Source organism: Mycobacterium sp. NTMscope_Eco_3, assembly GCF_976985685.1.
This window is the reverse complement of record NZ_CDRJYZ010000001.1, coordinates 3,750,655-3,775,297: the sequence shown is the minus strand read 5'-3', so window position 1 is coordinate 3,775,297 and position 24,643 is coordinate 3,750,655. Positions and strand designations below refer to the sequence as shown.

22 protein-coding genes and 1 pseudogene are annotated in these 24,643 nt (G+C 69.5%); 19 read left to right on the top strand and 4 right to left on the bottom strand.

The window, feature by feature from the left end; all coding sequences use genetic code 11:
* The first annotated feature begins 48 nt into the window (after nt 1-48).
* Nucleotides 49-762 (top strand): HNH endonuclease family protein, encoded by a 714-nt coding sequence (locus AC0KTM_RS17295; protein WP_238956506.1) that lies wholly within the window; start codon nt 49-51, stop codon nt 760-762.
* A gap of 6 nt (nt 763-768) precedes the next feature.
* Here AC0KTM_RS17295 and AC0KTM_RS17290 read toward each other — a convergent pair whose 3' ends face one another.
* Together AC0KTM_RS17290 and AC0KTM_RS17285 are read right to left on the bottom strand one after the other, a co-directional pair.
* Nucleotides 769-1,614 (bottom strand): aldo/keto reductase, encoded by an 846-nt coding sequence (locus tag AC0KTM_RS17290; protein ID WP_238956505.1) that lies wholly within the window; start codon nt 1,612-1,614, stop codon nt 769-771.
* Nucleotides 1,615-1,619: 5 nt separating this feature from the next.
* Nucleotides 1,620-1,797, bottom strand: a pseudogene (locus tag AC0KTM_RS17285) (aldo/keto reductase); the annotation flags it as partial.
* A gap of 145 nt (nt 1,798-1,942) precedes the next feature.
* Here AC0KTM_RS17285 and AC0KTM_RS17280 point away from each other — a divergent pair.
* From AC0KTM_RS17280 to AC0KTM_RS17255, 6 genes are all read left to right on the top strand, one after another.
* Entirely contained in the window at nt 1,943-3,061 is a 1,119-nt protein-coding gene (locus tag AC0KTM_RS17280; protein WP_238956504.1) for an alpha/beta hydrolase, read from the top strand.
* 95 nt (nt 3,062-3,156) lie between these two features.
* The gene (locus AC0KTM_RS17275; RefSeq protein WP_238956503.1) at nt 3,157-3,924 is read left to right on the top strand and encodes a DsbA family protein; all 768 of its coding nucleotides are present in this window, start codon (nt 3,157-3,159) and stop codon (nt 3,922-3,924) included.
* Complete coding sequence (locus AC0KTM_RS17270) at nt 3,921-4,553, top strand: vitamin K epoxide reductase family protein (protein WP_472416244.1); 633 nt, start codon at nt 3,921-3,923, stop codon at nt 4,551-4,553. The genes AC0KTM_RS17275 and AC0KTM_RS17270 overlap by 4 nt, the downstream gene beginning before the upstream one ends.
* Nucleotides 4,554-4,563: 10 nt before the next feature.
* Nucleotides 4,564-5,118, top strand: coding sequence for a 16S rRNA (guanine(966)-N(2))-methyltransferase RsmD (rsmD, locus tag AC0KTM_RS17265; protein ID WP_472416242.1), 555 nt, complete (start codon nt 4,564-4,566; stop codon nt 5,116-5,118).
* A 23-nt stretch (nt 5,119-5,141) separates the two neighbouring features.
* Complete coding sequence (coaD, locus tag AC0KTM_RS17260; RefSeq protein ID WP_064936260.1) at nt 5,142-5,624, top strand: pantetheine-phosphate adenylyltransferase; 483 nt, start codon at nt 5,142-5,144, stop codon at nt 5,622-5,624.
* Nucleotides 5,625-5,852: 228 nt separating this feature from the next.
* A complete protein-coding gene (locus AC0KTM_RS17255; protein WP_472416240.1) occupies nt 5,853-7,562 on the top strand; it encodes a thiamine pyrophosphate-requiring protein in 1,710 nt (569 codons plus the stop codon).
* Between the two features lie 6 nt (nt 7,563-7,568).
* Here the strand turns inward: AC0KTM_RS17255 and AC0KTM_RS17250 are convergent, their stop codons facing one another.
* The gene (locus AC0KTM_RS17250) at nt 7,569-8,735 is read right to left on the bottom strand and encodes a permease (RefSeq protein WP_225329091.1); all 1,167 of its coding nucleotides are present in this window, start codon (nt 8,733-8,735) and stop codon (nt 7,569-7,571) included.
* A 436-nt stretch (nt 8,736-9,171) separates the two neighbouring features.
* Here AC0KTM_RS17250 and sepIVA point away from each other — a divergent pair, with 436 nt between their 5' ends.
* The 5 genes from sepIVA (at nt 9,172) to AC0KTM_RS17225 (ending at nt 13,503) form a co-directional block, all read left to right on the top strand.
* Nucleotides 9,172-9,909, top strand: a complete 738-nt coding sequence (gene sepIVA, locus AC0KTM_RS17245; RefSeq protein WP_067168872.1) for a cell division protein SepIVA — start codon at nt 9,172-9,174, stop codon at nt 9,907-9,909.
* A gap of 68 nt (nt 9,910-9,977) precedes the next feature.
* Complete coding sequence (locus tag AC0KTM_RS17240; protein WP_238956498.1) at nt 9,978-10,577, top strand: YceD family protein; 600 nt, start codon at nt 9,978-9,980, stop codon at nt 10,575-10,577.
* Nucleotides 10,574-11,281, top strand: a complete 708-nt coding sequence (rnc, locus tag AC0KTM_RS17235; protein WP_008258944.1) for a ribonuclease III — start codon at nt 10,574-10,576, stop codon at nt 11,279-11,281. The genes AC0KTM_RS17240 and rnc overlap by 4 nt, the downstream gene beginning before the upstream one ends.
* A gap of 4 nt (nt 11,282-11,285) precedes the next feature.
* Nucleotides 11,286-12,134 (top strand): DNA-formamidopyrimidine glycosylase, encoded by an 849-nt coding sequence (gene mutM / locus AC0KTM_RS17230; RefSeq protein ID WP_238956497.1) that lies wholly within the window; start codon nt 11,286-11,288, stop codon nt 12,132-12,134.
* Nucleotides 12,135-12,237: 103 nt separating this feature from the next.
* Entirely contained in the window at nt 12,238-13,503 is a 1,266-nt protein-coding gene (locus tag AC0KTM_RS17225) for an IS30 family transposase (RefSeq protein ID WP_238956496.1), read from the top strand.
* Nucleotides 13,504-13,553: 50 nt separating this feature from the next.
* Here AC0KTM_RS17225 and AC0KTM_RS17220 read toward each other — a convergent pair whose 3' ends face one another.
* Nucleotides 13,554-14,327 (bottom strand): PIG-L deacetylase family protein, encoded by a 774-nt coding sequence (locus AC0KTM_RS17220; RefSeq protein ID WP_238956495.1) that lies wholly within the window; start codon nt 14,325-14,327, stop codon nt 13,554-13,556.
* 52 nt (nt 14,328-14,379) lie between these two features.
* On the opposite strand from AC0KTM_RS17220, the gene AC0KTM_RS17215 reads away from it, so the two are divergent.
* The 7 genes from AC0KTM_RS17215 (at nt 14,380) to AC0KTM_RS17185 (ending at nt 24,631) form a co-directional block, all read left to right on the top strand.
* Nucleotides 14,380-14,793: an OsmC family protein gene (locus tag AC0KTM_RS17215; RefSeq protein ID WP_225330623.1), complete on the top strand. Its 414-nt coding sequence runs from the start codon at nt 14,380-14,382 to the stop codon at nt 14,791-14,793.
* Nucleotides 14,780-15,073 carry an acylphosphatase gene (locus AC0KTM_RS17210; protein WP_225330624.1) on the top strand — a complete coding sequence of 98 codons (294 nt, stop codon included), beginning with the start codon at nt 14,780-14,782 and terminating at the stop codon, nt 15,071-15,073. Before AC0KTM_RS17215 ends, AC0KTM_RS17210 begins: the two co-directional genes overlap by 14 nt.
* 160 nt (nt 15,074-15,233) lie before the next feature.
* Nucleotides 15,234-18,824: a chromosome segregation protein SMC gene (gene smc / locus AC0KTM_RS17205; protein ID WP_472416238.1), complete on the top strand. Its 3,591-nt coding sequence runs from the start codon at nt 15,234-15,236 to the stop codon at nt 18,822-18,824.
* A gap of 61 nt (nt 18,825-18,885) precedes the next feature.
* Nucleotides 18,886-20,211, top strand: coding sequence for a signal recognition particle-docking protein FtsY (gene ftsY / locus AC0KTM_RS17200; RefSeq protein ID WP_472416236.1), 1,326 nt, complete (start codon nt 18,886-18,888; stop codon nt 20,209-20,211).
* Between the two features lie 155 nt (nt 20,212-20,366).
* Nucleotides 20,367-21,788, top strand: a complete 1,422-nt coding sequence (locus tag AC0KTM_RS17195; protein WP_225328601.1) for an ammonium transporter — start codon at nt 20,367-20,369, stop codon at nt 21,786-21,788.
* Nucleotides 21,785-22,123 carry a nitrogen regulatory protein P-II gene (gene glnB / locus AC0KTM_RS17190; RefSeq protein ID WP_003878721.1) on the top strand — a complete coding sequence of 113 codons (339 nt, stop codon included), beginning with the start codon at nt 21,785-21,787 and terminating at the stop codon, nt 22,121-22,123. The genes AC0KTM_RS17195 and glnB overlap by 4 nt, the downstream gene beginning before the upstream one ends.
* Nucleotides 22,124-22,168: 45 nt before the next feature.
* The gene (locus AC0KTM_RS17185) at nt 22,169-24,631 is read left to right on the top strand and encodes a [protein-PII] uridylyltransferase (protein ID WP_472416234.1); all 2,463 of its coding nucleotides are present in this window, start codon (nt 22,169-22,171) and stop codon (nt 24,629-24,631) included.
* Nucleotides 24,632-24,643: the final 12 nt, after the last annotated feature.

Sequence of the window (24,643 nt, the reverse complement as noted above, 5' to 3'; positions counted from 1 at the left end):
AAGCGATGCGGGGGCACCTGCCGCTTGCGGGGGAGAGGAGCGGCGCTGGTGAACCGCAAGGTGCTGTTGTGGCTGGCCGCGGCGGCGGCGCTGGCGGTGGTGGTGGCCTACCAGACGGTGGGGTCCTCGGCGGCCCGGCACTCCGCCGAATACGCTGCGCGCGCGGATGTTCCGACCGTGCTGCCCGGCGCCGACGTGCTCGCGGGCATTGCGGTGGTGCCGGTGCGGCTGCACCGCTACGACTACCTGCGGGCGGCGTTCGGCGACGCCTGGGACGACGACAACGACGCCCCGTTGGGGCACAACGGGTGCGACACCCGCGACGACATTCTCAACCGCGATCTCGTCGACAAGACGTACGTGTCGATCAAGCGGTGTCCGGACGCCGTGGCCAGCGGCACGCTGCACGACCCGTACACCAGCAAGACGATCACCTTCCGGCGCGGCCCCAAGGTCGGCGAATCGGTGCAGATCGACCACCTCGTCCCGCTCGCGTACGCCTGGGACATGGGCGCCTACAACTGGCCGGCGCCCGAGCGGCTGCGCTTCGCCAACGATCCGGCCAACCTGCTGGCCGTCGACGGGGCGGCCAACCAGGACAAGGGCGATGCGCCGCCGGGGCAGTGGATGCCGCCGAACGCGGCGTTCGCCTGCCAGTACGCCATGCAATTCATCGCCGTGCTGCGCGGCTATGCGCTGCCGGTGGATCAGGCGTCGACCGGTGTCCTGCGCCAAGCCGCGGCGACCTGCCCCGCGGGGTAGGGCCCGTTACGAGCCCTCGTAGGTGTCGGGGTCCGGGCGCAGCCGGGTGCCGTCGTTGAGCCCGTTGATCGCATCCATGTGCTCGGCGGCCAACTCGAAGTCGAACACGTCCAGGTTGGTGGCGATGTGCTCGGCGTTGGCCGACCGGAAGACGACCGCGTTGCCCAGCTGAAGATTCCATCGCAGTAGCACCTGCGAGGCGGACTTGCCGTATTCGCCGGCGACCGAGTTCACCGTCGGGTTGTCGATCAGCTTGCCCAGCGCCAGCGGCGTGTAGGACTGGGTGGCCACGTTGTGCTCGGCGTTGGTCTTGCGCAGCGCTTCCTGGTTGAGCAGCGGGTGCAGCTCGACCTGGTTGACCGCCGGGGTGACGAACGTGAGGTCGATGACCGTCGTCAGGTGCTCCTCGGTGAAGTTGGAGACACCGATCGAGCGGGCCTGGCCTTCCCCGCGGGACTGGATCATGCCACCGAAGGAGTTCACATAGGTGCCCAGCGACGGGGCCGGCCAGTGGATCAGGTACAGGTCGACGTAGTCCAGCCCGAGCCGTTCCAGGCTGGCGTTGCAGGCGTCCATCGCCCCCTTGAAACCCTGGTCGGGGGTGGCCAGCTTGGTGGTCACGAACAGCTCGGCGCGCGGAATCCCGGAGGCGGCGATGGCGCGCCCGACGGCGGCTTCGTTGCCGTACGCCGCGGCGGTGTCGATCAGCCGGCAGCCGACTTCCAGCGCCGCCGACACCGCGCGTTCGGTTTCGTCGTCCGACAATTCCGCGACGCCCAGGCCCAGGGCCGGCATCGTGTTTTCGTCGTTGAGAGCAATCGAGGGGATGGCGGAGCCCGACTCGCCAGTCAATTCGTTCACCTGCCTGTGAAATTGAAGGTTCGAGATTGTGCACCGAGCCGGGTTCGAAATCGAACTCGTCGAAAATTGCCCGCAATCCGTGAAGGCTTTACCGACTTGGGGATCACGATATTACCGAGTCAGTAAATGCAACCTAATCAACACCTGGGCAGGTGTCCATCCGCGCGCCTCGGCACCGCGTGTGCCACCACGTACAGTGAGTCGCGCGGCGCACGGGAGTTCGGGCCGCTCGTCCGGCCTTCCGCTCGATGTGGCGGGCGGCGGGGGTGGAATAACCTTCGTCCGCGAGGGGTACCGCGTTGTCCAAAGGGGGTTGCCCATGACCAAGCCGCTGTCGGCTGCGCCCGACGTTCACTCCGGAGCGCAACGCGCATCGGTGCCCCTGGCCAATCGCATCCAGGGCGCCGTCACCGGCGTCGGGGTCAAGGTCATCCCGTGGATCCCGACCGCGGTGCGGCGAGGGCTGGTCCGCGGCCGATCGGTGATCATCGACGGCAACACCCTCGACCCGACGTTGCAGCTGATGTTGTCGGGCCTGCGCGCCGTCGGCATCGACGGGCTCGTGGTCGACGACGACCCGGAGGCGTCCCGCGCCCTGATGCACGAGTCGACGGTGGGGTTCCCCGGCCCGCAGATCCACGTCGACGTCGACGAGCTGTCACTGCCCGGCCCGGCCGGTGGCATCGGGGCGCGGCATTACCGTCCGGCCGACGGCGCGGCGGCACCGCTGCTGGTCTTCTACCACGGCGGCGGCTGGTCGATCGGCGACCTCGACACCCACGACACCCTGTGCAGGCTGACCTGCCGTGATGCCGGGGTCCACGTGTTGTCGATCGACTACCGGCTGGCTCCCGAGCACCCGGCGCCGGCCGCGATCGAGGACGCCTACGCGGCGTTCACGTGGGCATACGAGCACGCCGGCGAGCTGGGCGCCACCCCCGGACGAGTCGCGGTCGGCGGCGACAGCGCCGGCGGCAACCTCGCCGCCGTCGTCAGCCAGCTGGCGCGCGACGAGGGCGGCCCCGCGCCGGTGTTGCAGTGGCTGATTTATCCGCGGACCGACTTCACCGCCAAGACCCGGTCGCTGAGCCTTTTCTCGCGCGGCTTCCTGCTGACCAAACGGGACATCGACTGGTTCGAATCCCAGTACCTGCGGCGGTCGGATCTGGACCGGACGGATCCGCGCGTGTCACCGGCGCTGGCCGAATCGCTGGCCGGGCTGGCCCCCGCGCTGATCGCGGTCGCGGGGTTCGACCCGCTGCGCGACGAAGGCGAGAGCTACGCCGAGGCGCTGCGTGCCGCCGGGACCGCGGTCGACCTGCGTTACTTGGGCTCGCTGACCCATGGCTTCGCCAATCTGTTCCAGCTGGGCGGCGACAGCATGGTCGCGACCACCGAGTTGATCTCGGCCCTGCGCGCACACCTGAGCCGGGTCTGAGTCGTTGCGGCGCCGGCGCCGGTAATCTAGAGGCGCCTTGTCCGATCGCTTTGTCAGCAGACCGACAACTCGAGTACCGAAAGATCAGGGAACCTGTGGCCGACAAACCCAAACGCCCCCCACGATTCGACATGAAGTCGGCCTCCGGCGGTAAGTCCAGCCGACTCGTCCAGATCGGCGGTACCGCGTTCGTCGTGATCTTCGCGGTCGTCCTCGTCTTCTACATCGTGACGTCGAACCACAAGAAGCCCGCCACCACCGGCGCGGGCGACACCGTGCGGGTGACGTCGAGCAAGCTGGTCACCCAGCCCGGCAGCAACAACCCCAAGGCCGTGGTCACGTTCTACGAGGACTTCCTGTGCCCGGCCTGCGGTAACTTCGAGCGCACCTTCGGGCCGACGGTGTCGCGGCTCATCGACGTCGGGGCCATCGCGGCCGACTACTCCATGGTGTCGATCCTGGACAGCTCGCGGAACCACAACTATTCGTCGCGCGCCGCCAACGCGGCCCGCTGCGTCGCCGACGAATCCCTCGACGCCTTCCGCCGTTTCCATACCGCGCTGTTCACCACCGACATTCAGCCCAGCGAAACCGGCAAGAGTTTCCCCGACAACGCGCGATTGATCGAACTCGCCCGTGAGGCCGGCGCGGCGGGCAAGGTGCCGGACTGCATCAACAGCGGCAAGTACCTGGACAAGGTCACCGGCGAAGCGGCGGCCGCACAGATCAAAGCCACGCCGACGATCAAGATCAACGGCGAGGACTACGACCCGTCGACACCCGACGCGCTGGTCAACAAGATCAAAGAGATCGTGGGCAACATCCCGGGCCTCGACGGCGCGGTCGCGCCGGCCGCCATGTGACCGGGGCGGTGTCGACGGAATCGGCCGATCCCGGCGGCGAGCTGATCCCGGCCCGGGTGCCGGCGCTCAGCGCCTGGTGGCTGCTGATCGCCGGGGTGATCGGCTTGGTGGCGTCGATGACGCTGACGGTCGAGAAGATCGACATCCTGCTCGACCCGTCGTATGTGCCGTCGTGCAACATCAACCCGATCCTGTCGTGCGGCTCGGTGATGATGACGCCGCAGGCGTCGCTGCTGGGGTTCCCCAATCCGTTGCTCGGCCTGGTGGCCTTCACCGTGGTGATCGTCACCGGGCTGTTGGCATTGGCGAAAGTTGCTCTGCCCCAATGGTATTGGCTGGGGTTGACGGCCGGGGTGCTGATCGGTGCGGTGTTCGTGCACTGGCTGATCTTCCAGAGCCTGTATCGCATCGGCGCGTTGTGCCCGTACTGCATGGTGGTGTGGGTCATCACCATGTCGTTGCTGGTGGTGGTCGCCTCGATCGCGTATCGCCCCGCGCTGCAGGCCCGCCCATCCGGCCCGGCCTGGGTGGTGTACCAATGGCGATGGTCGATCGCCGCGCTGTGGTTCACCGCGGTGTTTCTGCTGTGCATGGCGCGGTTCTGGGACTATTGGTCGACGCTGCTGTAGGGGTTGGGACGTGACCCGGATCATCGGCGGCGTGGCCGGGGGCCGGCGCATCGCGGTCCCGCCGCGAGGCACCCGGCCCACCACCGACCGGGTCCGCGAGTCGCTGTTCAACATCCTGACCGCGCGGCGCGAGCTGAGCGGCCTTGCGGTGCTGGACCTGTACGCGGGTTCGGGCGCCCTGGGTTTGGAGGCGCTCTCCCGGGGGGCCGCCACCGCGCTCTTCGTGGAGTCCGACGCGCGCACCGCCTCCGTCATCGCGCGCAACATCGACACCGTGGGGCTGCCGGGCGCGACGCTGCGCCGCGGCGCGGTGGCGGCCGTGCTGGCGGCCGGGACCGCGTCTCCCGTCGACCTCGTCCTCGCCGACCCGCCCTACGACGTCGGGGCCGCCGAGGTCGAGGCCGTAATGGCGGCGCTGAGCGCGCACGGGTGGATGCGCGAGGGGGCCGTCGCGGTCGTCGAGCGCGCGGCCGGCGGCGCGCCGCTCACCTGGCCGGCTGGCTGGTCGGTCTGGCCGCAACGTGTTTACGGCGACACCCGTTTGGAGCTGGCCGAGCGGCCGTGAGGGGGCGTGTACCGTCATCCGCTATGAGCGGCGCGGTTTGCCCGGGCTCGTTTGACCCGGTGACGTTGGGCCACATCGACGTCTTCGAGCGCGCGTCGGCTCAATTCGACGAGGTGGTGGTGGCGATCCTGACCAATCCCGCCAAGAAGGGCATGTTCGACCTCGACGAGCGGATCGCGATGATCAACGAATCGACGACGCACCTGCCCAATCTGCGGGTGGAGGCCGGGCAGGGCCTGGTCGTCGACTTCGTCCGGTCGCGGGGGATGACCGCCATCGTGAAGGGGTTGCGCACCGGCACCGACTTCGAATACGAGCTGCAGATGGCGCAGATGAACAAGCACGTCGCCGGGGTCGACACCTTTTTCGTCGCGACCGCGCCGCGGTATTCGTTCGTGTCGTCGTCGTTGGCCAAAGAGGTCGCCATGCTCGGTGGCGACGTGTCGGAGCTGCTGCCCGAGGCGGTCAACCGTCGCCTGCGCGAAAAGCGTTCCGGCCGGTCCTGAGCGCCGCCGCTTGCCGCCGAAAACGTTGGGCGGCAAGGTCGTTGACAATGCGCCGATGGTTTGGAGTAGCCGCCCGCTGCGCGGGTACCCGATGGCTCCGAGCGCGTATTGCCACGCCCAGTCGGCCGGAAAAGATCACATACGCCAACGCGGAACGTATGTTGAAGATCTGATCGGAAGAAGAGGGGGGTTCGCGCGGTCGCCGACGTCGATAGGAGAACGGCAGCCATGACGGTAGAGAACCTGTTCGACGTTCCCGAGGCCGCGACCGATCTGATCGCCCTGCTCGCCGACGAGGGAGTCACGCACTTCTTCATCAACCCCGGAACCGATTCCGCCCCGATCCAGGAAGCGCTGGCGGCGGCGCGCGCGGCGGGCACACCGAGCCCGCGGGCGGTGCTGTGTGTCCACGAGAGCGTCGCCTTGGCGGCGGCCATCGGCCACCACATGGCCAGCGGCCGACCGCAGGCGGTCATGGTGCACGTCGATGCCGGGACGCTGAACCTGGGCTGTCAGCTGCACAACGCCCAGCGCAACGGGACCCCGGTGGTGGTGTTCGCCGGGCGCACCCCCTACAGTTCGGCGCCGGAGGTCCGCGGCCACCGCGACGCCTACATCCATTGGCAGCAGGAGCAACTCGACCAGCCGGCCGTCGTGCGCAACTACGCCAAATGGCACATGGAGGTGCCGCGCGGCCGCGAGCTGGCCCCGATCGTCCGGCGGGCGTTCCAGGTCGCCCAGTCCAGCCCGTCCGGACCCGCCTACGTCATGCTGCCGCGAGAAGCCTTGATGGAGCCCGGCAGCCGAGCGTTGCCGCGACGGCTGGCGCCGGCCATACCGCCCGGCCCGGACCCGGGCGCGCTGGGCCGGTTGGCCGGGATCCTGGTCGCCGGGCAGCGGGTCGTGATCGTCACGTCCAGGACCGCCGCGGAACCCGGGGCCGCGACCGTGCTGGCCCGCATCGCCGAGTTGCTCGGCGCGCCGGTGATCGATCAGGGCGACCGCGCCAACCTGCCGCTCGGGCACCCCCTGCACGCGGTGGGCGACGCGGCCCCGCTGGAGACGGCCGACACCGTGTTGCTGCTGGACTGCGAGGTGCCCTGGGTGCCCGCGCAGCTGGCCCCGCCCGCGGACGCCCGCGTGGTGCAGATCGACGCGGACCCGGTCAAGGCCAGCATGCCGTTGTGGTCCTACCCGGTCGAGATCGCGCTGACCGCCGACACCCGGGTGGCGCTGCTGCTGCTCGAGCAGACCCTGCTGAGGCTGGCCACCGACGAGCTGCGCGAGAAGTGGGGCGCGCGGCGGCAGGCGGCCGAATCCGATGTGGCGCAACGCCGCCGGGAGGCGATTCGCCGGGCCGCATCCGATCGCCCGGCGGACGCACCCGACGCGATGCTGGCCGCGCTGGGAGCCGCGCTGCCGGAGAACGCCGTGGTGGTCCAGGAGGCGGTGACCAACCGCCCCGCCGTGGCCCGACAGGTGCAACGGCCGCCGGGGCAGTTCTTCGACACGGGCGCACCGGCATTGGGCTGGGCGCTCGGCGGGGCGTTCGGGGTCAAACTGGCCAGGCCACAGGCGCCCGTCGTCGCGATCTGCGGTGACGGTTCGTTCAACTTCGGGGTGCCCACCGCCGCGTTGTGGTCGGCGCATCGCCACGGCGCGCCCTTCGTGACTGTCGTCCTGAACAACCACTCGTACCTGGCCTCCAAGCTGCCCGTGATGGAGCTGTACCGGCACGGAACATCGGTGCGGGAGAACGACTTTCCCGAGACCCGGCTCACGCCGGACACCGACTATGCCGCCCTGGCGCGCGCGTGCGGGGGCAGCGGGCGCAGCGTGGCGACGCAGGCGGAGATGCGTGAGGCCGTCGGATGGGCGCTCGCCGAGACCGACCAGGGCCGGTGCGCGGTGCTGGACGTGCAGTTGCCGCAACCCTGAAGCGGATCAGTGCCGATGCCCGGATTCCTCGGCGTCGGGGGACCCGCCCATCATGCGCAGCATTGGCAGGCCCCCGGAGGTGATGAACCGGACGACGAGGATGACCGCGAGCGCGCCGAAGGCAATGTTGAGGAAGGTCGTGTAGTTCCACGAGATCGACGCCTCCAGCACGGTCGCGTTGCGCTGTGCCGGAATGAGATGGGTTGTGCCGAAGATCAATTCGACCAGGTATCCGGCGACGACCATCGCCGCGTAGAAGGTGCCCAGCAAGGTCAGCATCATCCTGGTGCCGTAGTACTTGCGGTAGATGTTCAGGATCGGAAGGATCAACAGGTCGGCATAGATGAACGCGATGACGCCGCCGAAGCTGATGCCCCCGTTCCACAACACCGCGGCCAGCGGGACATTGCCGATCGAGCACACAAAAGACACGATCGCCACGACGGGCCCCACGATGGGACCCCACAGCGCCGACCAGACCGGATGATCCACCAAAAAGAAGCTCTGCCAAAATGTTTCGGGAACCCACGCCGCGACGGCACCCGCGATCAGCAAGCCCAGAACAAGGTCACGCAGGATCGCCAGCCACTCCATCACGAACACGTGCGAGACCGAGGTGAAGCCGTCGGCGGAAAACAGCCGCCGCCAAAAGGAACCGTCCCCTTTGATCGACATGTCCATGGCGGCATGGCCTTCCATCGACCCGGCGATTCCCCGCTCGGCCTGCTCGCGGGCGGCGTCGACGAGTCGCGAACGCACGAACAGCCGGAACAGGACCGCGAGCACCACGATCATCAACGGGCCGCCGACGAATTCGGCGGCGGTGAACTGCCAGCCCATCAGCAGCGCCAGGATGATGCCCAACTCCACCACCAGGTTTGTCGAACCGATCTCGAACGCCATCGCGGCGGTGAAGTCGGCGCCCTTGCGGAACAGCGATCGCGCCAAGGCCACCGCGGCATACGAGCACGAGGACGAGGCCGCCCCCAGCCCGGCGGAGACCGCGAGGGTGCGCGGGCGGTCGTCACCCATCAGGGCCACGATCGTCGAGCGCCGCACGACGGCCTGCACCACCGCCGAGAGGCCGAAGCCCACGATCAGTGCCCACAGGATTTCCCACGTCATCGAACCCGCGAGCGTCAGGGCGTGCCCGACCGCCGAGAGCACCGTCATCGCTGAAACCTCCTGCGGTGAGCCGCTGGCGCGAGGTGAGCCTGTTCCGACGCATCGGACTATACCCCTTGGGGGTATTAGGGAGCAGGGTCCGCGGGTGGGGCGGCTCGCGGCCACCTAGAATCGCTGGCAAATAGCCGAGTCCGGGCGCGTCGACGCAAAACCCACACCCGGGCAAACGCTTCAGCGGCGGGGCCCGGCGACGAATATGGACGAACCATCTCGCGCGGCCGTCGCCGCCGCGAAAACAGCGTGAACGGGCGCTTTCGCATGAAACTCACTCACCATGCCCCCACCGGGGCCGCCGCGCCAGGGCGTTTAGGGCGCCGCGAACGGGCAAATACCCGACACACCGGCGTCGCCACCGCTGTCACAGAGACAACACCAGGCACACTGGTAACAACAGGAGTTTTGCAGACGCCAGGAGGGTACGGCCGTGTATCGAGTGTTTGAAGCGCTGGATGAATTGAGCGCCATTGTCGAAGAAGCCCGCGGCGTCCCGATGACGGCCGGCTGCGTGGTGCCCCGCGGCGATGTGCTGGAGCTGATCGACGACATCAAGGACGCCATTCCGGGCGAGCTGGATGACGCCCAGGACGTGCTGGACGCGCGCGATTCCATGCTGCAGGACGCCAAGACGCATTCCGAGTCCATGGTCGACTCGGCGACCACCGAGTCGGAGTCGATGCTCAACCACGCCCGCGCGGAGGCCGACCGGCTGCTGTCCGACGCGAAGGCGCAGGCCGACCGGATGGTGAGCGAAGCCCGCCAGCACAGCGAACGCATGGTCGGCGAGGCCCGCGAGGAGTCGATGCGCATCGCCACCGCGGCCAAACGCGACTACGAGGCCAGCGTCGGCCGCGCCCAGGCCGAGGCCGACCGGCTGCTCGAAAACGGCAACATCTCCTACGAGAAGGCCGTGCAAGAGGGCATCAAAGAACAGCAGCGCCTGGTCTCGCAGAACAGCGTGGTCGAGGCGGCCAACGCCGAGGCCACCCGGCTCATCGACTCGGCGCACGCCGAGGCCGACCGGCTGCGGGGCGAATGCGACATCTACGTCGACAACAAGCTCGCCGAGTTCGAGGAATTCCTCAACGGCACCCTTCGGTCGGTGGGGCGCGGCCGCCACCAACTGCGGACGGCGGCCGGCACGCACGACTACGCGGTGCGCTAGCGTCCCCGGCCCGTTCACCCGGCGGGCGCGCCCTGGAATTGTGCGGCCGGCGCCGTAGGATTTCGGATATGACGCGCCGGCACAGCACATCATCGACTCGCGGCGGTGCGCCACGGCTGTCTGGGCCGATGACGTTCGACATCACCCGGCTCGGGCGTCGGCCCGGGGCGATGGTGACCCTGCGGAACACCGTGCCCAGCCCGGCACGCATCGGGCTGGACATGATCGCGATCGAGGCCGGCGCGCCCCTGGAACTGGACCTGCACGTTCAGTCGGTGTCGGAGGGCGTCCTGGTGACCGGGACGGTGACCGCGCCCACCGCCGGCGAATGCGCGCGCTGCCTGACCCCGCTCGACGGCCAGGTGCAGGTCCGGTTGACCGAACTGTTCGCCTACCCGGACAGCACCACCGAGGCGACCACCGAGGAAGACGAGGTCGGCCACATCGTCGACGACACCATCGACCTCGAGCAGTCCATCGTCGACGCGGTGGGGCTGGAACTTCCGTTCTCGCCCGTGTGCACGCCGGATTGCCCGGGGCTGTGCCCCGAATGCGGGGTGGCGTTGTCCGCCGAGCCCGGCCATCAGCACGACAGCATCGACCCGCGGTGGGCCAAGCTGGCGGGCATGTTCACCCCCGATTCGGACGAATCGCGGGGTGAGCGGTGAGCTCACGGCAGGCTCTGCTCGACGCCCTCGGGGTTGAGCTGCCCGACGAACTGCTGTCCTTGGCGCTGACGCACCGCAGCTACGCCTACGAACACGGCGGGCTGCCGACCAACGAGCGGCTGGAGTTTCTCGGCGACGCCGTGCTGGGCCTGACCATCACCGACGAGCTCTACCACCGCCACCCCGACCGCAGCGAGGGCGACCTGGCCAAGCTGCGGGCCAGCGTCGTCAACACCCAGGCGCTGGCCGATGTCGGGCGAAAGCTGTGCGAGGGGGGCCTCGGGGTGCACCTGTTGCTGGGGCGCGGGGAGGCGAACACCGGCGGCGCGGACAAGTCGAGCATCCTGGCCGACGGCATGGAATCGCTGCTGGGCGCGATCTACCTCGAGCACGGGATCGGCGTGGCGCGCGAAGTGATCCTGCGGTTGTTCGGCCCGCTGCTGGATGCCGCGCCGACGCTGGGGGCCGGGCTGGACTGGAAGACCAGCCTGCAGGAGCTGACCGCGGCGCGCAGCATGGGCGCGCCGTCCTACGTCGTCACCTCCACCGGCCCGGACCACGACAAGGAATTCACCGCCGTGGTCGTGGTGGCGGACACCGAATACGGCTCCGGCGTGGGCCGCTCCAAGAAGGAAGCCGAGCAGAAGGCGGCCGCGGCGACCTGGAAGGCGCTGGAAGCGCTGGACACCGTTCCCGGCAGCTGAATCGATGCCCGAACTGCCCGAAGTCGAGGTGGTGCGCCGCGGCCTGCACGCCCATGTCGTGGGCAAGACGATCACGGCCGTCCGGGTGCACCACCCGCGTGCGGTGCGCCGCCACGAGGCGGGGCCCGCGGACCTCACCGCCCGGCTGCTGAATGACCGGATCACCGGCACCGACCGGCGCGGCAAGTACCTGTGGCTGCTGCTCGACAGCGACGCGGCGCTCGTCGTGCACCTCGGCATGAGCGGGCAGATGCTGCTCGGGACGGTGCCGCGCGCCGACCACGTGCGGATCTCCGCGCTGCTCGACGACGGGACCGTACTGAGCTTCGCCGACCAGCGCACCTTCGGCGGGTGGATGCTCGCCGATCTGGTCGAGGTGGACGGCAGCGTGGTCCCCGAACCCGTCGCGCACCTGGCGCGCGACCCGCTGGACCCGCGGTTCGACGCCGACGCCGTCGTAAAAGTCTTGCGGCGCAAGCACTCCGAGATCAAGCGCCAGCTGCTCGATCAGCAGGTGGTGTCGGGCATCGGCAACATCTACGCCGACGAGGCGCTGTGGCGGGCCAAAGTGCACGGGGCGCGGATCGCCGACACGCTGACCCGCAAGCAGCTGACCGCCGTGCTGGACGCGGCCGCCGACGTGATGCGTGATGCGCTGGCCAAGGGCGGGACCTCGTTTGATTCGCTGTACGTCAACGTCAACGGCGAATCCGGATACTTCGACCGCTCACTGGACGCCTACGGCCGCGAAGGCGAGAGCTGCCGCCGCTGCGGCGCCGTGATGCGCCGGGAGAAATTCATGAACCGCTCGTCGTTCTCGTGCCCGAAATGTCAACCGCGCCCGCGTGTTTGAGTGAGTGCCCAAGAATCTTCCGCGAGAGTGCAACTAGCGACGCCTGCACTCGCTTGATTTCAAGGGATGGATGCAACACATCTTCTGAGTGAGGAGTGTTGCGATGGCCAATGGGACGTTGCGGTCGCGGGTTCCGGTGTTTTGGGAATGTGTTCGGCGGGGCCTTGATCCGGGCTCGGCGGGCGTGGCCGTCGGCGTGTCGCAAGGCACGGGTCGGCAGTGGTTCCGTGAGGCTGGCGGGGTGAAACCCCGTTTCAGGACACCGAATATCTGCGGTCCCCGGCCGCGGTTGAGCTTGCAGGAACGCATCGAGATCCAGGCCGGTGTGCATGCCCAGGAATCTTTGCGCTCGATCGGGCGCCGGTTGGGCCGGCCAGCATCGACGATTAAGCGTGAGATCGACAGCAACTGCGAGTTGCGTAACCGCCATACGGGCTGCAAATCGGGGTATCGGCGCAAAGAGGCGTTCGGGGCCCGCCAAAGCGGCAAGACCGCGAGCGTGCGCTATCTGGCCGTGTCGGCGCATGACCGTGCCGCTGATCGGGCGCGGCGCCCCAAGACCCGCAAGCTCGCGATCAATGACAGGCTGCACGCCGAAGTGCAGACTCGGTTAAAACAGTTGCATAGCCCAACTCAGATAGCCGCGCGGCTGCGCCGCGACTTCCCTGATGATCCGGAGATGCGGGTGTCCCACGAGGCCATTTACCAGGCCATTTACGTTCAGGGCCGCGGCTCGTTGCGCCGCGAGCTGCATCGGTGCCTGCGGACCAAACGCGCGGTGCGCCGATCCCAGCACCAGCCCGGGGCCCGCCGCCACGGACGTATCCCCGACATGGTCAATATCAGCCAACGCCCACCCGAGGTCGCCGACCGTGCCGTCCCCGGTCACTGGGAAGGCGACCTGATCCTGGGCAGCACCAAATCGGGGTCCGCGATTGGCACTCTGGTTGAGCGCACCACCCGTTTTGTCATGCTCTTGCACCTGCCCGATGACCACGGTGCCCTGGCGGTGCAAAACGCCATCGTGGCCAAAATGGCCGAGTTGCCCGACCATCTACGCCGCTCGTTGACCTGGGACCAGGGCAAGGAGTTGACCAACCACCTCGCCATCGCTGACGCCACTGACTTGGATATCTACTTCTGCGATCCACACTCGCCGTGGCAACGCGGTAGCAACGAGAACACCAATGGGCTTTTGCGCCAATACTTTCCGAAAGGCACCGACCTATCGGTCTATGGCGCCGGCTACCTGGACTACGTCGCCGCCGAACTCAACGGACGACCACGCCAAACCCTGGACTGGAATACACCCGCCGAAGCCCTCAACGAACTATTGTCCAAACCACCCACCGTTGCATCCACCGCGTGAAACCACCTCGCGAAACTCGTCGCTAGCTGCACTCTCGCGGCAAGACAGATTCACTCGAAGATGTCGCGGCGCAGCGTCCCCGTGGGCAACGCCGGATCCACGAACCACTCGTGGCTGAACAGCGCGCCGAACACCTGGGGCGGCAACCGCATCAGTAGCCCGAACAGGCGCGCCGCCAGTCCCGAACTGCCGATCTGGGAGCGGTGGGCGGCAAAAGCGTCCCGCTTCTGGCGCGCGAACCGAAAGACGTTGACCCGGTGCGTGATCGTCGCGCGTGGGGCATACGCTCCCCGGACGATGTCGCGTTCGTAGGGTCCGGGAAGCCGCAGCAGGTGCGCGAGATCGCTGACACGAAGCAGCATTTCGCGCGGCATCGTCACCTCGAGGACCCGGGGAATCGCGGCGAGCTCGGCGGCTCGCTTGCCGACGCGATGCACCTGCACATGATCGCGGTGGCCGTAGCCGCCGTTGGGCTGGTAGCTCAGCAGCAGATCGGCGTCCTCGTCGCGAAGGATGGTGGCCAGCCGCCCCGCGGCCTCGTCGAGATCCGCCCGCCCGAATCGGGTGCGCCCGGGCGGATCCGGGTAGAACAGCGGGCCGAAGCCGCTGTCGGCGTAGCCGAGACACTCCACCCGCTGCGCCCCGAGAATGCTTGCGCTCGACCGCAATTCACCGAGCCGGTTGTCGTCCTCGTTGTGCACCCGCCCGTCGGTCGCCGTGACCACGACGACGCGATGTCCGGCCGCGGACGCGCGCGCAAGGGTGCCGCCGGTGAGCACCACCTCATCGTCGGGGTGCGCGTGGAACGCGACGACGGTGGCCATGCCAAACAGTATGCCCGCGCGTCACGACGTGGCCGCCCGGTAGAAATGAGCCATGGCCGAACTATGGGTGGAGCGCACCGGGACTCGCCGCTACACGGGATACAGCTCGCGGGGAGCGCAGGTACTCGTCGGCTCCGAGGACGTCGACGGCGTGTTCACGCCCGGCGAGCTACTCAAGATCGCGCTCGCGGCCTGTAGCGGGATGTCCAGCGACCTGCCGCTGGCCCGTCGGCTGGGCGACGACTACAAGGCGGTCATCAGGGTTTCCGGCGCCGCCGACCGCGAGCAGGAGCGCTATCCGCTGCTCGAGGAGACGCTGGAGCTGGACCTGTCGGCCTTGTCCGAAGACGAGAAGGAGCGCCTGCTGGTCGTGGTCAACCGGGCCATCGACCAGGTGTGCACCGTCGGGCGCACCCTGAAGTCCGGCACCACCGTCGACGTCGAGGTCACCGATGTCGGATCCTGACGCCCGGCTGACCGCCTGGGTGCACGGGAACGTCCAGGGGGTCGGTTTCCGCTGGTGGACGCGCTGCCGGGCGCTGGAGCTGGGACTGACCGGGTACGCGGCCAATCAGGCCGACGGCCGCGTGCTGGTGGTCGCCCAGGGGCCGCGGGAGGCCGGCGAAAAGCTGCTGGAGCTGCTGCGCGGCGGCGCGACGTGGCCCGCCCAGCCCGGACGCGTCGACAACGTGGTCGCCGATTGGTCGGAGCCCCAGGAGCGCTTCGAGGGATTCGTCGAGCGGTGACGCGGGCGCGCGCCGTCGCGGGGCGAGGCAGCGCTCTCTCGTGGCTGATGTGACTACTGTGACCAGTGCGTCGCCCGGCGACACCGCCGGCATATTTCGGGCCGGCCGACACCCCTCGGTGAGCCTGCCCGGGGTGCTTTGAGCGGTAGTCTGGCTCGCCGTGTACCTCAAGAGTCTGACGCTGAAGGGCTTCAAGTCCTTTGCCTCGCCGACGACTCTGCGTTTCGAGCCGGGCATCACCGCGGTGGTCGGGCCCAACGGCTCGGGCAAATCCAACGTCGTCGACGCCCTGGCCTGGGTCATGGGGGAGCAGGGGGCCAAGACCCTGCGCGGCGGCAAGATGGAGGACGTCATCTTCGCCGGAACCTCGTCGCGCGCCCCGCTGGGCCGCGCCGAAGTCACCGTCACCATCGACAACTCCGACAACGCGCTGCCCATCGAGTACTCCGAGGTCTCGATCACCCGGCGGATGTTCCGCGACGGCGCCAGCGAATACGAAATCAACGGCAGCAGTTGCCGTTTGATGGACGTCCAGGAACTGCTGAGCGACTCCGGGATCGGCCGGGAGATGCACGTCATCGTCGGGCAGGGCAAGCTCGACGAGATTCTGCAATCGCGGCCCGAGGACCGCCGCGCGTTCATCGAAGAAGCCGCCGGCGTGCTCAAGCACCGCAAGCGCAAGGAAAAGGCCCTCCGCAAACTCGACGCGATGTCGGCCAACCTGGCCCGGCTCACCGACCTGACCACCGAGCTGCGCCGTCAGCTCAAACCGTTGGGCCGCCAGGCCGAGGTGGCCCGTCGCGCCCAGACGATCCAGGCCGACCTGCGCGACGCGCGGCTGCGGCTGGCCGCCGACGACCTGGTCAACCGCAAGGGCGAGCGCGAGGCCATCTTCGAGGCCGAGGCCGCCATGCGGCGCGAGCACGACGAGGCCTCCGCGCGGCTGGCCGTGGCGTCCGAGGAGCTCACCGCGCACGAAACCGCGGTCGGGGAGCTCTCCAGCCGCGCCGAATCGGTGCAGCACACCTGGTTCGCGCTGTCCGCGCTGGCCGAGCGGGTGGCCGCGACCGTGCGCATCGCCAGCGAGCGGGCCCAGCACCTCGACGTGGAGCCGGTGGCGACCAGCGACACCGACCCCGACGCATTGGAAGCCGAGGCCGAGCAGGTCGCGGTCGCCGAGCAGCGGCTGCTGGCGGAATTGACCGCGGCGCGCACCCGGCTCGATGGCGCCCGCGCCGAGTTGGCCGAGCGCGAGCGTGAGGCCGCCGAGGCCGACCGCGCCCACATGGCGGCGGTGCGCGCCGAGGCGGATCGGCGTGAAGGCCTGGCGCGCCTGGCCGGTCAGGTGGAGACGATGCGGGCGCGCGTCGAGTCGATCGACGACAGCGTCGCGCGGCTGTCCGAACGCATCGAAGCCGCCGCCGCCCGCGCCCAGCAGGCCAAGGCCGAATTCGAAACCGTGCAGGGGCGCGTCGGGGAACTCGATCAGGGCGAGATGGGCCTCGACGAGCACCACGAACGCACCGTGGCCGCGCTGCGGTTGGCTGACGCGCGGGTGGCCGAACTGCAGTCCGCCGAGCGAGACGCCGAACGCCAGGTCGCGTCGCTGCGGGCCCGCATCGATGCGCTCGCCGTCGGCCTCGAACGCAAGGACGGCGCCGCCTGGCTCACCCAAAACCATTCCGGCACAGGACTTTTGGGTCCGATGGCCAAGCTGGTGAAGGTTCGCTCCGGCTACGAGGCGGCGCTGGCCGCGGTGCTGGGATCGGCGGCCGACGCGCTGGCCGCCGAAAGCTTCGGCGCGGCCCGGTCCGCGGTCGCCGCGCTCAAACAGGCCGACGGCGGCCGGGCCGCGCTGGTGCTCGGCGACTGGCCCGCCGATCACCCCGCGCCGCAGGCCGCCCCGGCGGGGGCGCTGTGGGCGCTCGACTTGATCGACACTCCCGCGCGGCTGCGCGGGGCGATCACGGCGATGCTCTCGGGCGTGGCGGTGGTCGACGACCTGGACCGGGCGCTGGCCCTGGTGGCGGAGCATCCCCGGTTGCGCGCGGTCACCCTCGACGGCGACCTGGTGGGTGCCGGCTGGGTGAGCGGCGGCTCCGACCGCAAGCTGTCCACGCTCGAGGTGACGTCCGAGATCGACAAGGCCAGCGACGAACTGACCGCCGCGGAGGCCCGGGTTGCCCAGCTGAGCGCGGCGCTGTCCGGCGCGCTGACCGAGCAGGCCGCCCGTCAGGACTCCGCCGAGCAGGCGCTGGCCGCCCTCAACGAATCCGACAGCGCCATCTCGGGGATGTACGAACAGCTGGGCCGGCTCGGCCAGGAAGCCCGCATGTCCGAGGACGAGTGGAGCCGGTTGCTGCGGCAACGCGAGGAGCTCGAGGCGGGCCGGACCCAGACCGTCGCCGAAGTCACCGAACTGGAAACCCGGCTGCGCAACGCCCAGGAGACCCAGCACGCACCGGCGGAAGAACCCGTGAACCGTCAGCAGATCGCCGCCGCCACCGACAACGCGCGCAGCGTCGAAGTGGAGGCCCGGCTCGCGGTGCGCACCGCCGAAGAACGCGCGAACGCGGTACGCGGGCGGGCGGATTCGCTGCGCCGCGCGGCCGCCGCCGAGCGCGAAGCCCGGGTGCGGGCCCAGCAAGCACGTGAGGCGCGGCTGCGCGCCGCCGCGGTGGCGGCCGCGGTGGCCGACTCCGGCCGGCTGCTGGCGCAGCGGCTGAACGGGGTCGTCGACTCGGCGTCCAAGATCCGCGACGCCCTGGCGGCCGAACGCCAGCAGCGCGCGACCGCGATGGCGGCGGTGCGCGACGAGGTGAACGCGCTGGGCGCCCGGGTGGCCGCCCTGACCGACTCGCTGCACCGCGACGAGGTGGCCAACGCCCAGGCGGCGATGCGGATCGAGCAGCTCGAGCAGATGGTGCTCGAGCAGTTCGGCATGGCGCCCGCCGATTTGATCGCCGAGTACGGCCCGCAAAACGAGCTGCCGCCGAGCGACCTGGAGATGGCCGAATACGAGCAGGCCAAGGAGCGCGGCGAGCAGGTGTTCGCGCCGGCCCCCATTCCCTACGACCGCGCCACCCAGGAGCGGCGGGCCAAGCGGGCCGAGCGCGAACTGGCCGAACTGGGCAGGGTCAACCCGCTGGCGCTGGAGGAGTTCGCCGCGCTCGAGGAGCGCTACAACTTCCTGTCCACCCAGCTCGAGGACGTCAAGGCCGCCCGAAAGGACCTGCTCGGCGTGGTCGACGAGGTCGACGCCCGCATCCTGCAGGTGTTCAGCGAGGCCTACACCGACGTGGAGCGCGAATTCACCGAGGTCTTCACCGTGCTGTTCCCTGGCGGCGAGGGCCGGCTGCGGCTGACCGATCCGGGCGACATGCTCACCACCGGCATCGAGGTGGAGGCCCGCCCGCCGGGCAAGAAGGTCACCCGGCTCTCCCTGCTGTCCGGTGGCGAGAAGGCGCTGACGGCGGTGGCGATGCTGGTGGCGATCTTCCGGGCCCGCCCGTCGCCGTTCTACATCATGGACGAGGTCGAGGCCGCCCTCGACGACACCAACCTGCGCCGCCTGATCTCGCTCTTCGAGCTGCTGCGGGCGCGCTCGCAGCTCATCATCATCACCCACCAGAAGCCGACGATGGAGGTCGCCGACGCGCTCTACGGCGTGACCATGCAGGGCGACGGCATCACCGCGGTGATCTCCCAGCGGATGCGCGGCCAGCAGGTGGAGCAGCTGGTCGCGACCTGATCAGCGGGGCGGGCACGCCCCGGTGACCGACCGGCACCGGCCCGCTTGAAACAATGTCAGCGTGTCCCAAGGTCTTTGGATCGCGCTCGCGGTCCTGATAGTTCTCGTCGTCCTGGTCGCGCTGGTCCTCGGCCTGCTGCGGTACCGCCGGCGCCGGATCAGCTTCTCGACCCGGACCGAACCCGGGGCGATCGACCGCTCCGGCGGATACACCGCGTCCTCGGGCATCACCTTCAGCCAGACACCGACCGTGGCGCCGGCCGAGCGCCTCGACACCACCGGACTGCCCGGGGTGGGCGACGACGCCACCATCCCGCGCGACGCCCCCCGGCGCACCATCTCCGACGTCGACCTCCCCGAACCCGAGACCGTCACGCCGCCGGCGCCGGCGCCGGAGCCCGAGCCCGAACCCCCCGCGGCCCCGGCGGCCCCTGAAGCCCCGGCCGCCCCCGCGATCGAGGAGATCGCGCCGCCCGAGGGCCGCCTGGAGCGGCTGCGCGGCAGGCTGGCCCGCTCGCAGAGCGCCTTCGGCCGCAGCATGCTGGGCCTGATCGGCGGCGGCGACCTGGACGAAGACGCCTGGCAGGACGTCGAGGACACCCTGCTCGTCGCCGATCTGGGCCCCGTCGTCGCCGAATCGGTCATCACCCAGTTGCGCGCCCGGCTGGCCGGCAGCGACGTGCGCACCGAGGCCGACGCGAAGGCCGTGCTGCGCGACGTGCTGATCACCGAGCTGCAGCCCGGCATGGACCGCTCGATTCGGGCGCTGCCGCACGCCGACCATCCGTCGGTGCTGCTGGTCGTCGGCGTGAACGGCACCGGGAAAACCACCACCGTCGGCAAGCTGGCCCGTGTCCTGGTCGCCGACGGGCGGCGCGTCGTCCTGGGCGCCGCCGACACCTTCCGGGCCGCGGCCGCCGATCAGCTGCAAACCTGGGCGTCGCGGGTGGGCGCGGAGGTGGTGCGCGGGGCCGAGGGCGCCGACCCGGCGTCGGTGGCGTTCGACGCCGTCGACAAGGGCATCGCCGCCGGCGTCGACGTGGTGCTCATCGACACGGCGGGCCGGCTGCACACGAAGGTCGGGCTGATGGACGAGCTCGACAAGGTCAAGCGCGTGGTGACCCGGCGCGCCGCGGTCGACGAGGTCCTGTTGGTGCTCGACGCCACCATCGGGCAGAACGGCCTGGCCCAGGCCCGGGTGTTCGCCGAGGTCGTCGAGATCACCGGCGCCGTCCTGACCAAGCTGGACGGAACGGCCAAGGGCGGCATCGTCTTTAGGGTCCAGCAGGAGCTGGGAGTGCCGGTCAAGCTGGTCGGGCTCGGCGAGGGCCCCGACGACCTCGCGCCGTTCGAACCGGCCGCCTTCGTCGACGCGCTGCTCGGCTGACACCGCCGCGGCGGCGCGCGGGACGTTAATCCCGCCGAAACACGACGGCACCATCGCCGAAACAACCATTGCGCAATCTTCTGGATCAGGTCACCAGACGCGTGTCTGACGTCCCATTGCGGCCCGACCGGAGGAGATTGCGAGTGACATACCCGATGCTGGGCCAGCCCAACACCGGCGATACCGCCTGGATGCTGGCCAGTTCCGCGCTGGTGCTGTTGATGACGCCGGGCCTGGCGTTCTTCTACGGCGGTATGGTGCGCGCCAGAAGCGTGCTGAACATGCTCATGATGAGCATCAGCGCGATGGGCGTGGTCACCGTGTTGTGGGTGCTCTACGGCTATTCGGTCGCCTTCGGCGACGACGTCGGCAACTTCATGGGCAAGCCGACGTCCTACTGGGGCCTGAAGGGCCTCATCGGTGTCAACGCGGTGGCCGCCGACCCGAGCAAAGGCACTGCGGCAACGGACATTCCGCTCGCCGGCACCCTGCCCGCCACGGTGTTCGTGGCGTTCCAGCTGATGTTCGCGATCATCACGGTCGCGCTGATCTCCGGCGCGGTGTCCGACCGCCTGAAGTTCGGCGCCTGGCTGGTGTTCGCCGGGCTGTGGGCGACATTCGTCTACTTCCCGGTCGCCCATTGGGTTTTCGCGTTCGACGGCTTCGCCTCCGAGCACGGCGGCTGGATCGCCAACAAGCTGCACGCGATCGACTTCGCCGGCGGCACCGCGGTCCACATCAATTCCGGTGTGGCGGGCCTGATGCTGGCCATCGTGCTGGGCAAGCGGCGCGGCTGGCCCACCACGCTGTTCCGCCCGCACAACCTGCCGTTCGTGATGCTCGGCGCCGGATTGCTGTGGTTCGGGTGGTACGGGTTCAACGCCGGATCGGCCACCAGCTCCAACGGCGTCGCCGGGACGACCTTCATCACCACCACGGTCGCGACGGCCACCGCGATGCTCGGCTGGATGCTCACCGAACGCATCCGCGACGGCAAGGCGACCACGCTGGGGGCGGCGTCGGGCATCGTCGCGGGCCTGGTCGCCATCACGCCGTCCTGCTCGTCGGTCAACGTCCTGGGCGCGCTGGTCGTGGGCCTGGTCGCCGGGGTGGTGTGCGCGCTGGCCGTCGGCCTGAAATTCAAGTTCGGCTTCGACGACTCGCTCGACGTGGTCGGGGTGCACCTGGTCGGTGGCCTGGCCGGCACGCTGCTGGTGGGCCTGCTCGCCGCCCCGGAGAGCCCGGCGATCAACGGTGTGGTCGGGGTGTCGAAGGGATTGTTCTACGGCGGCGGCTGGGCCCAGCTCGAGCGGCAGGCGATCGGCGCGTTCAGCGTCCTCATCTACTCTGGGGTGATTACGCTGATCCTGGCTTTGATCCTGAAGTACACCATCGGGCTTCGCCTCAACCCGGAAGCGGAAGCCACGGGTATCGACGAGGCCGAGCACGCCGAGAGTGGTTACGATTTCGCGGTGGCTACCGGCTCGGTGCTCCCGCCCCGGGTCGCTGTCGCGGACACCCGCAACGGCGTGAAGGAGGACCGAGTGGGCGACAAAGTGGAGGCAGAGCAGTCATGAAGCTGATCACCGCGATCGTAAAGCCGTTCACGCTCGATGACGTGAAGACCAGCCTCGAGGACGCGGGCGTCCTGGGGATGACGGTCAGCGAAATCCAGGGCTACGGACGGCAGAAGGGTCACACCGAGGTCTACCGCGGTGCCGAATACTCCGTCGACTTCGTGCCCAAGGTGCGGATCGAGGTCGTCGTCGACGACTCCATCGTCGACAAGGTCGTGGACAGCATCGTGCGGGCGGCGCGCACCGGCAAGATCGGTGACGGCAAAGTGTGGGTCAGTCCCGTGGAAACCATTGTGCGCGTGCGCACCGGCGAGCGTGGAACCGATGCGCTATGACACTTTTCGTCAATTGCTGATTCGACCCGGGCGGGCCGCGCGGGCATGACCCCGAACGGCTCCGATCCGCCCGGGCACCTAGCGGGGACAGGAAGTGCCGGCGGGGCAGACGATTTGGCTGCCGCGCGGCGCCAACTGCTGTCCGAGGGCGGCGCGCTGCACGCCGCCGAACTGCGGCACGCCTGGCTGGATCTGCACGAATCGTGGCTGATGGCCAAGGCGGCCGAGATCGAGATCGACGACGAGAGCGGCTTCGCGATCGTCGGCATCGGCGGGCTGGGCCGCCACGAGCTGTTGCCGTATTCGGATCTGGATCTGATGTTGTTGCACGACAACAAGTCCGACGACGTGCTGGTCAAGGTCGCCGACCAGCTGTGGTATCCGCTGTGGGACGCCAACGTTCGGCTCGACCACAGCGTGCGGACCGTCTTCGGGGCCCTGGGTGTGGCCAATGGCGACATGATCGCGGCCTTGGGCATGCTGGATGCGCGCCACATCGCCGGCGACGCGCGGCTGTCCGACGAATTGATCGCCGGCGCAAGGCGCCAGTGGCGCAGCGCGATTCGCTCCCGGATGAACGAGCTCGTCGAGATGACCAACGCCCGCTGGCAGCGTTGCGGCCGGATCGCGCAGCGGGCCGAACCGGACCTGAAGTCGGGCCGCGGCGGCCTTCGCGATGTGCAGTTGCTGGACGCGCTCGGCGTGGCCCAGCTCATCGACCGCCACGGCATGGCCCGCCCGGAATCGCCGGGCGGCTCGCTGGACGATGCCCACCTGACGCTGCTCGACGTGCGCACCGAGCTGCACCGGGTGTCGGGGCGCGGTCGCGATCAGCTGCTGGCCCAATACGGCGACGAACTCAGCGCCGCGTTACACATCGGCGACCGATTCGACTTGGCCCGCAAGCTGTCCGACGCCGGTCGCACCATCGCCTACCACGCCGAGACCGGTCTGCGCACCGCCGAGAACGCGCTGCCGCGCCGCGGCGTCTCGGCGTTGGTGCGCCGGCCCAAACGCCGCCCGCTCGACGGGGGTGTCGTCGAATACGCCGGAGAGATCGTGCTCGCCCGCGACGCGCGGCCCGACACCGACGTGGGCCTGGTGCTGCGGGTAGCCGCCGCGTCGGCCGACACCGGGCTGCCGATCGGCGCCGCCACGCTGAGCCGCCTCGCCTCCGGCGCGCCCGAGATGCCGGTGCCCTGGCCGCAGGAAGCGTTGGACGACTTACTGGTTGTGCTGTCCGCCGGCCCGACGACGGTGGCCACCGTCGAGGCGCTCGACCGCACCGGCCTGTGGGGCCGGCTGCTGCCCGAGTGGGACGCGATCCGCGACCTGCCGCCGCGCGACGTCGCCCACAAATGGACGGTGGACCGCCACGTCATCGAGACGGCCGTCAACGCCGCGCCGCTGGCGACCCGCGTGGCGCGGCCCGACCTGCTCGCGCTCGGCGCGCTACTGCACGACATCGGCAAGGGCCGCGGCGTCGACCACAGCGTGCTCGGCGCGGGGCTGGCCCTGGATATCGGGCCCCGGCTGGGGCTTTCGCCCGCCGACGCCGAGACGCTCGCGCAGCTGGTCCGCCACCACCTGCTGCTGCCGGTGGTGGCGACCCGCAGTGACCTGAACGACCCCAAAACCATTGAGCGCGTGTCGAAATCGCTGAGCGGCGATCCGCTGCTGCTCGAAGTGCTGCACGCGCTGACCGAAGCCGACTCCAAGGCCACCGGGCCGGGGGTGTGGAGCGAATGGAAGGCGTCCCTGGTCGAGGAGCTGGTTCGGCGCTGCCGGCTGGTGATGGCGGGGGAGCCACTTCCCGAGGCCGAACCGACTGCGCCCCAATACCTTTCGCTTGCCGCCGAACGCGCGGTCCACGTGGAGATCAAGCCCAGCGGCGGCGAGCGGCTGGACGTGGTGATGGCCGCCCCGGATCAGCGGGGGCTGGTCTCCAAGGCCGCCGCAGTGCTGGCGCTGAACTCGCTGCGCATCCATTCGGCATCGGCCAGCACCGACGCGGGCTTCGCGGTCGTCGAGTTCGTGGTGTCGCCGCTGTTCGGCGCGCCGCCGGAGGCGGGCCTGCTGCGCCAGCAGTTCACCGGCGCGCTCGCCGGTGATGTCGACGTGCTGGGCACACTGGAGAAGCGCGACAGCGACGCCGCCGGCGCGGCGGCCACGCGGGCCGGTGAGGTCCAGGTCGGGGTGCCCGTGACGCGCTCGACCGCCCCGCCCCGCATCCTGTGGGTCGATACGGCCACCGCCGGCCAGTTGATCGTCGAGGTGCGCGCCATGGACCGCCTTGGGCTGCTCGCCCTGCTGACCCGGGCGCTGGAACGGGCGGGAACCGACATCGTCTGGGCGAAGGTCAACACGTTCGGGTCGACGGCGGCCGACGTCTTCTGCGTGACGGCCGCATCGGGCGGGCAAGCCGCTCGAGACGCGGTCGAGCAGAGCCTGCTCGCCGCGCTCGGCAGCCCGGCGGTCGAGGTGCTCGAGGAACCCGTCGGCGATTAGTCCCGATTACGA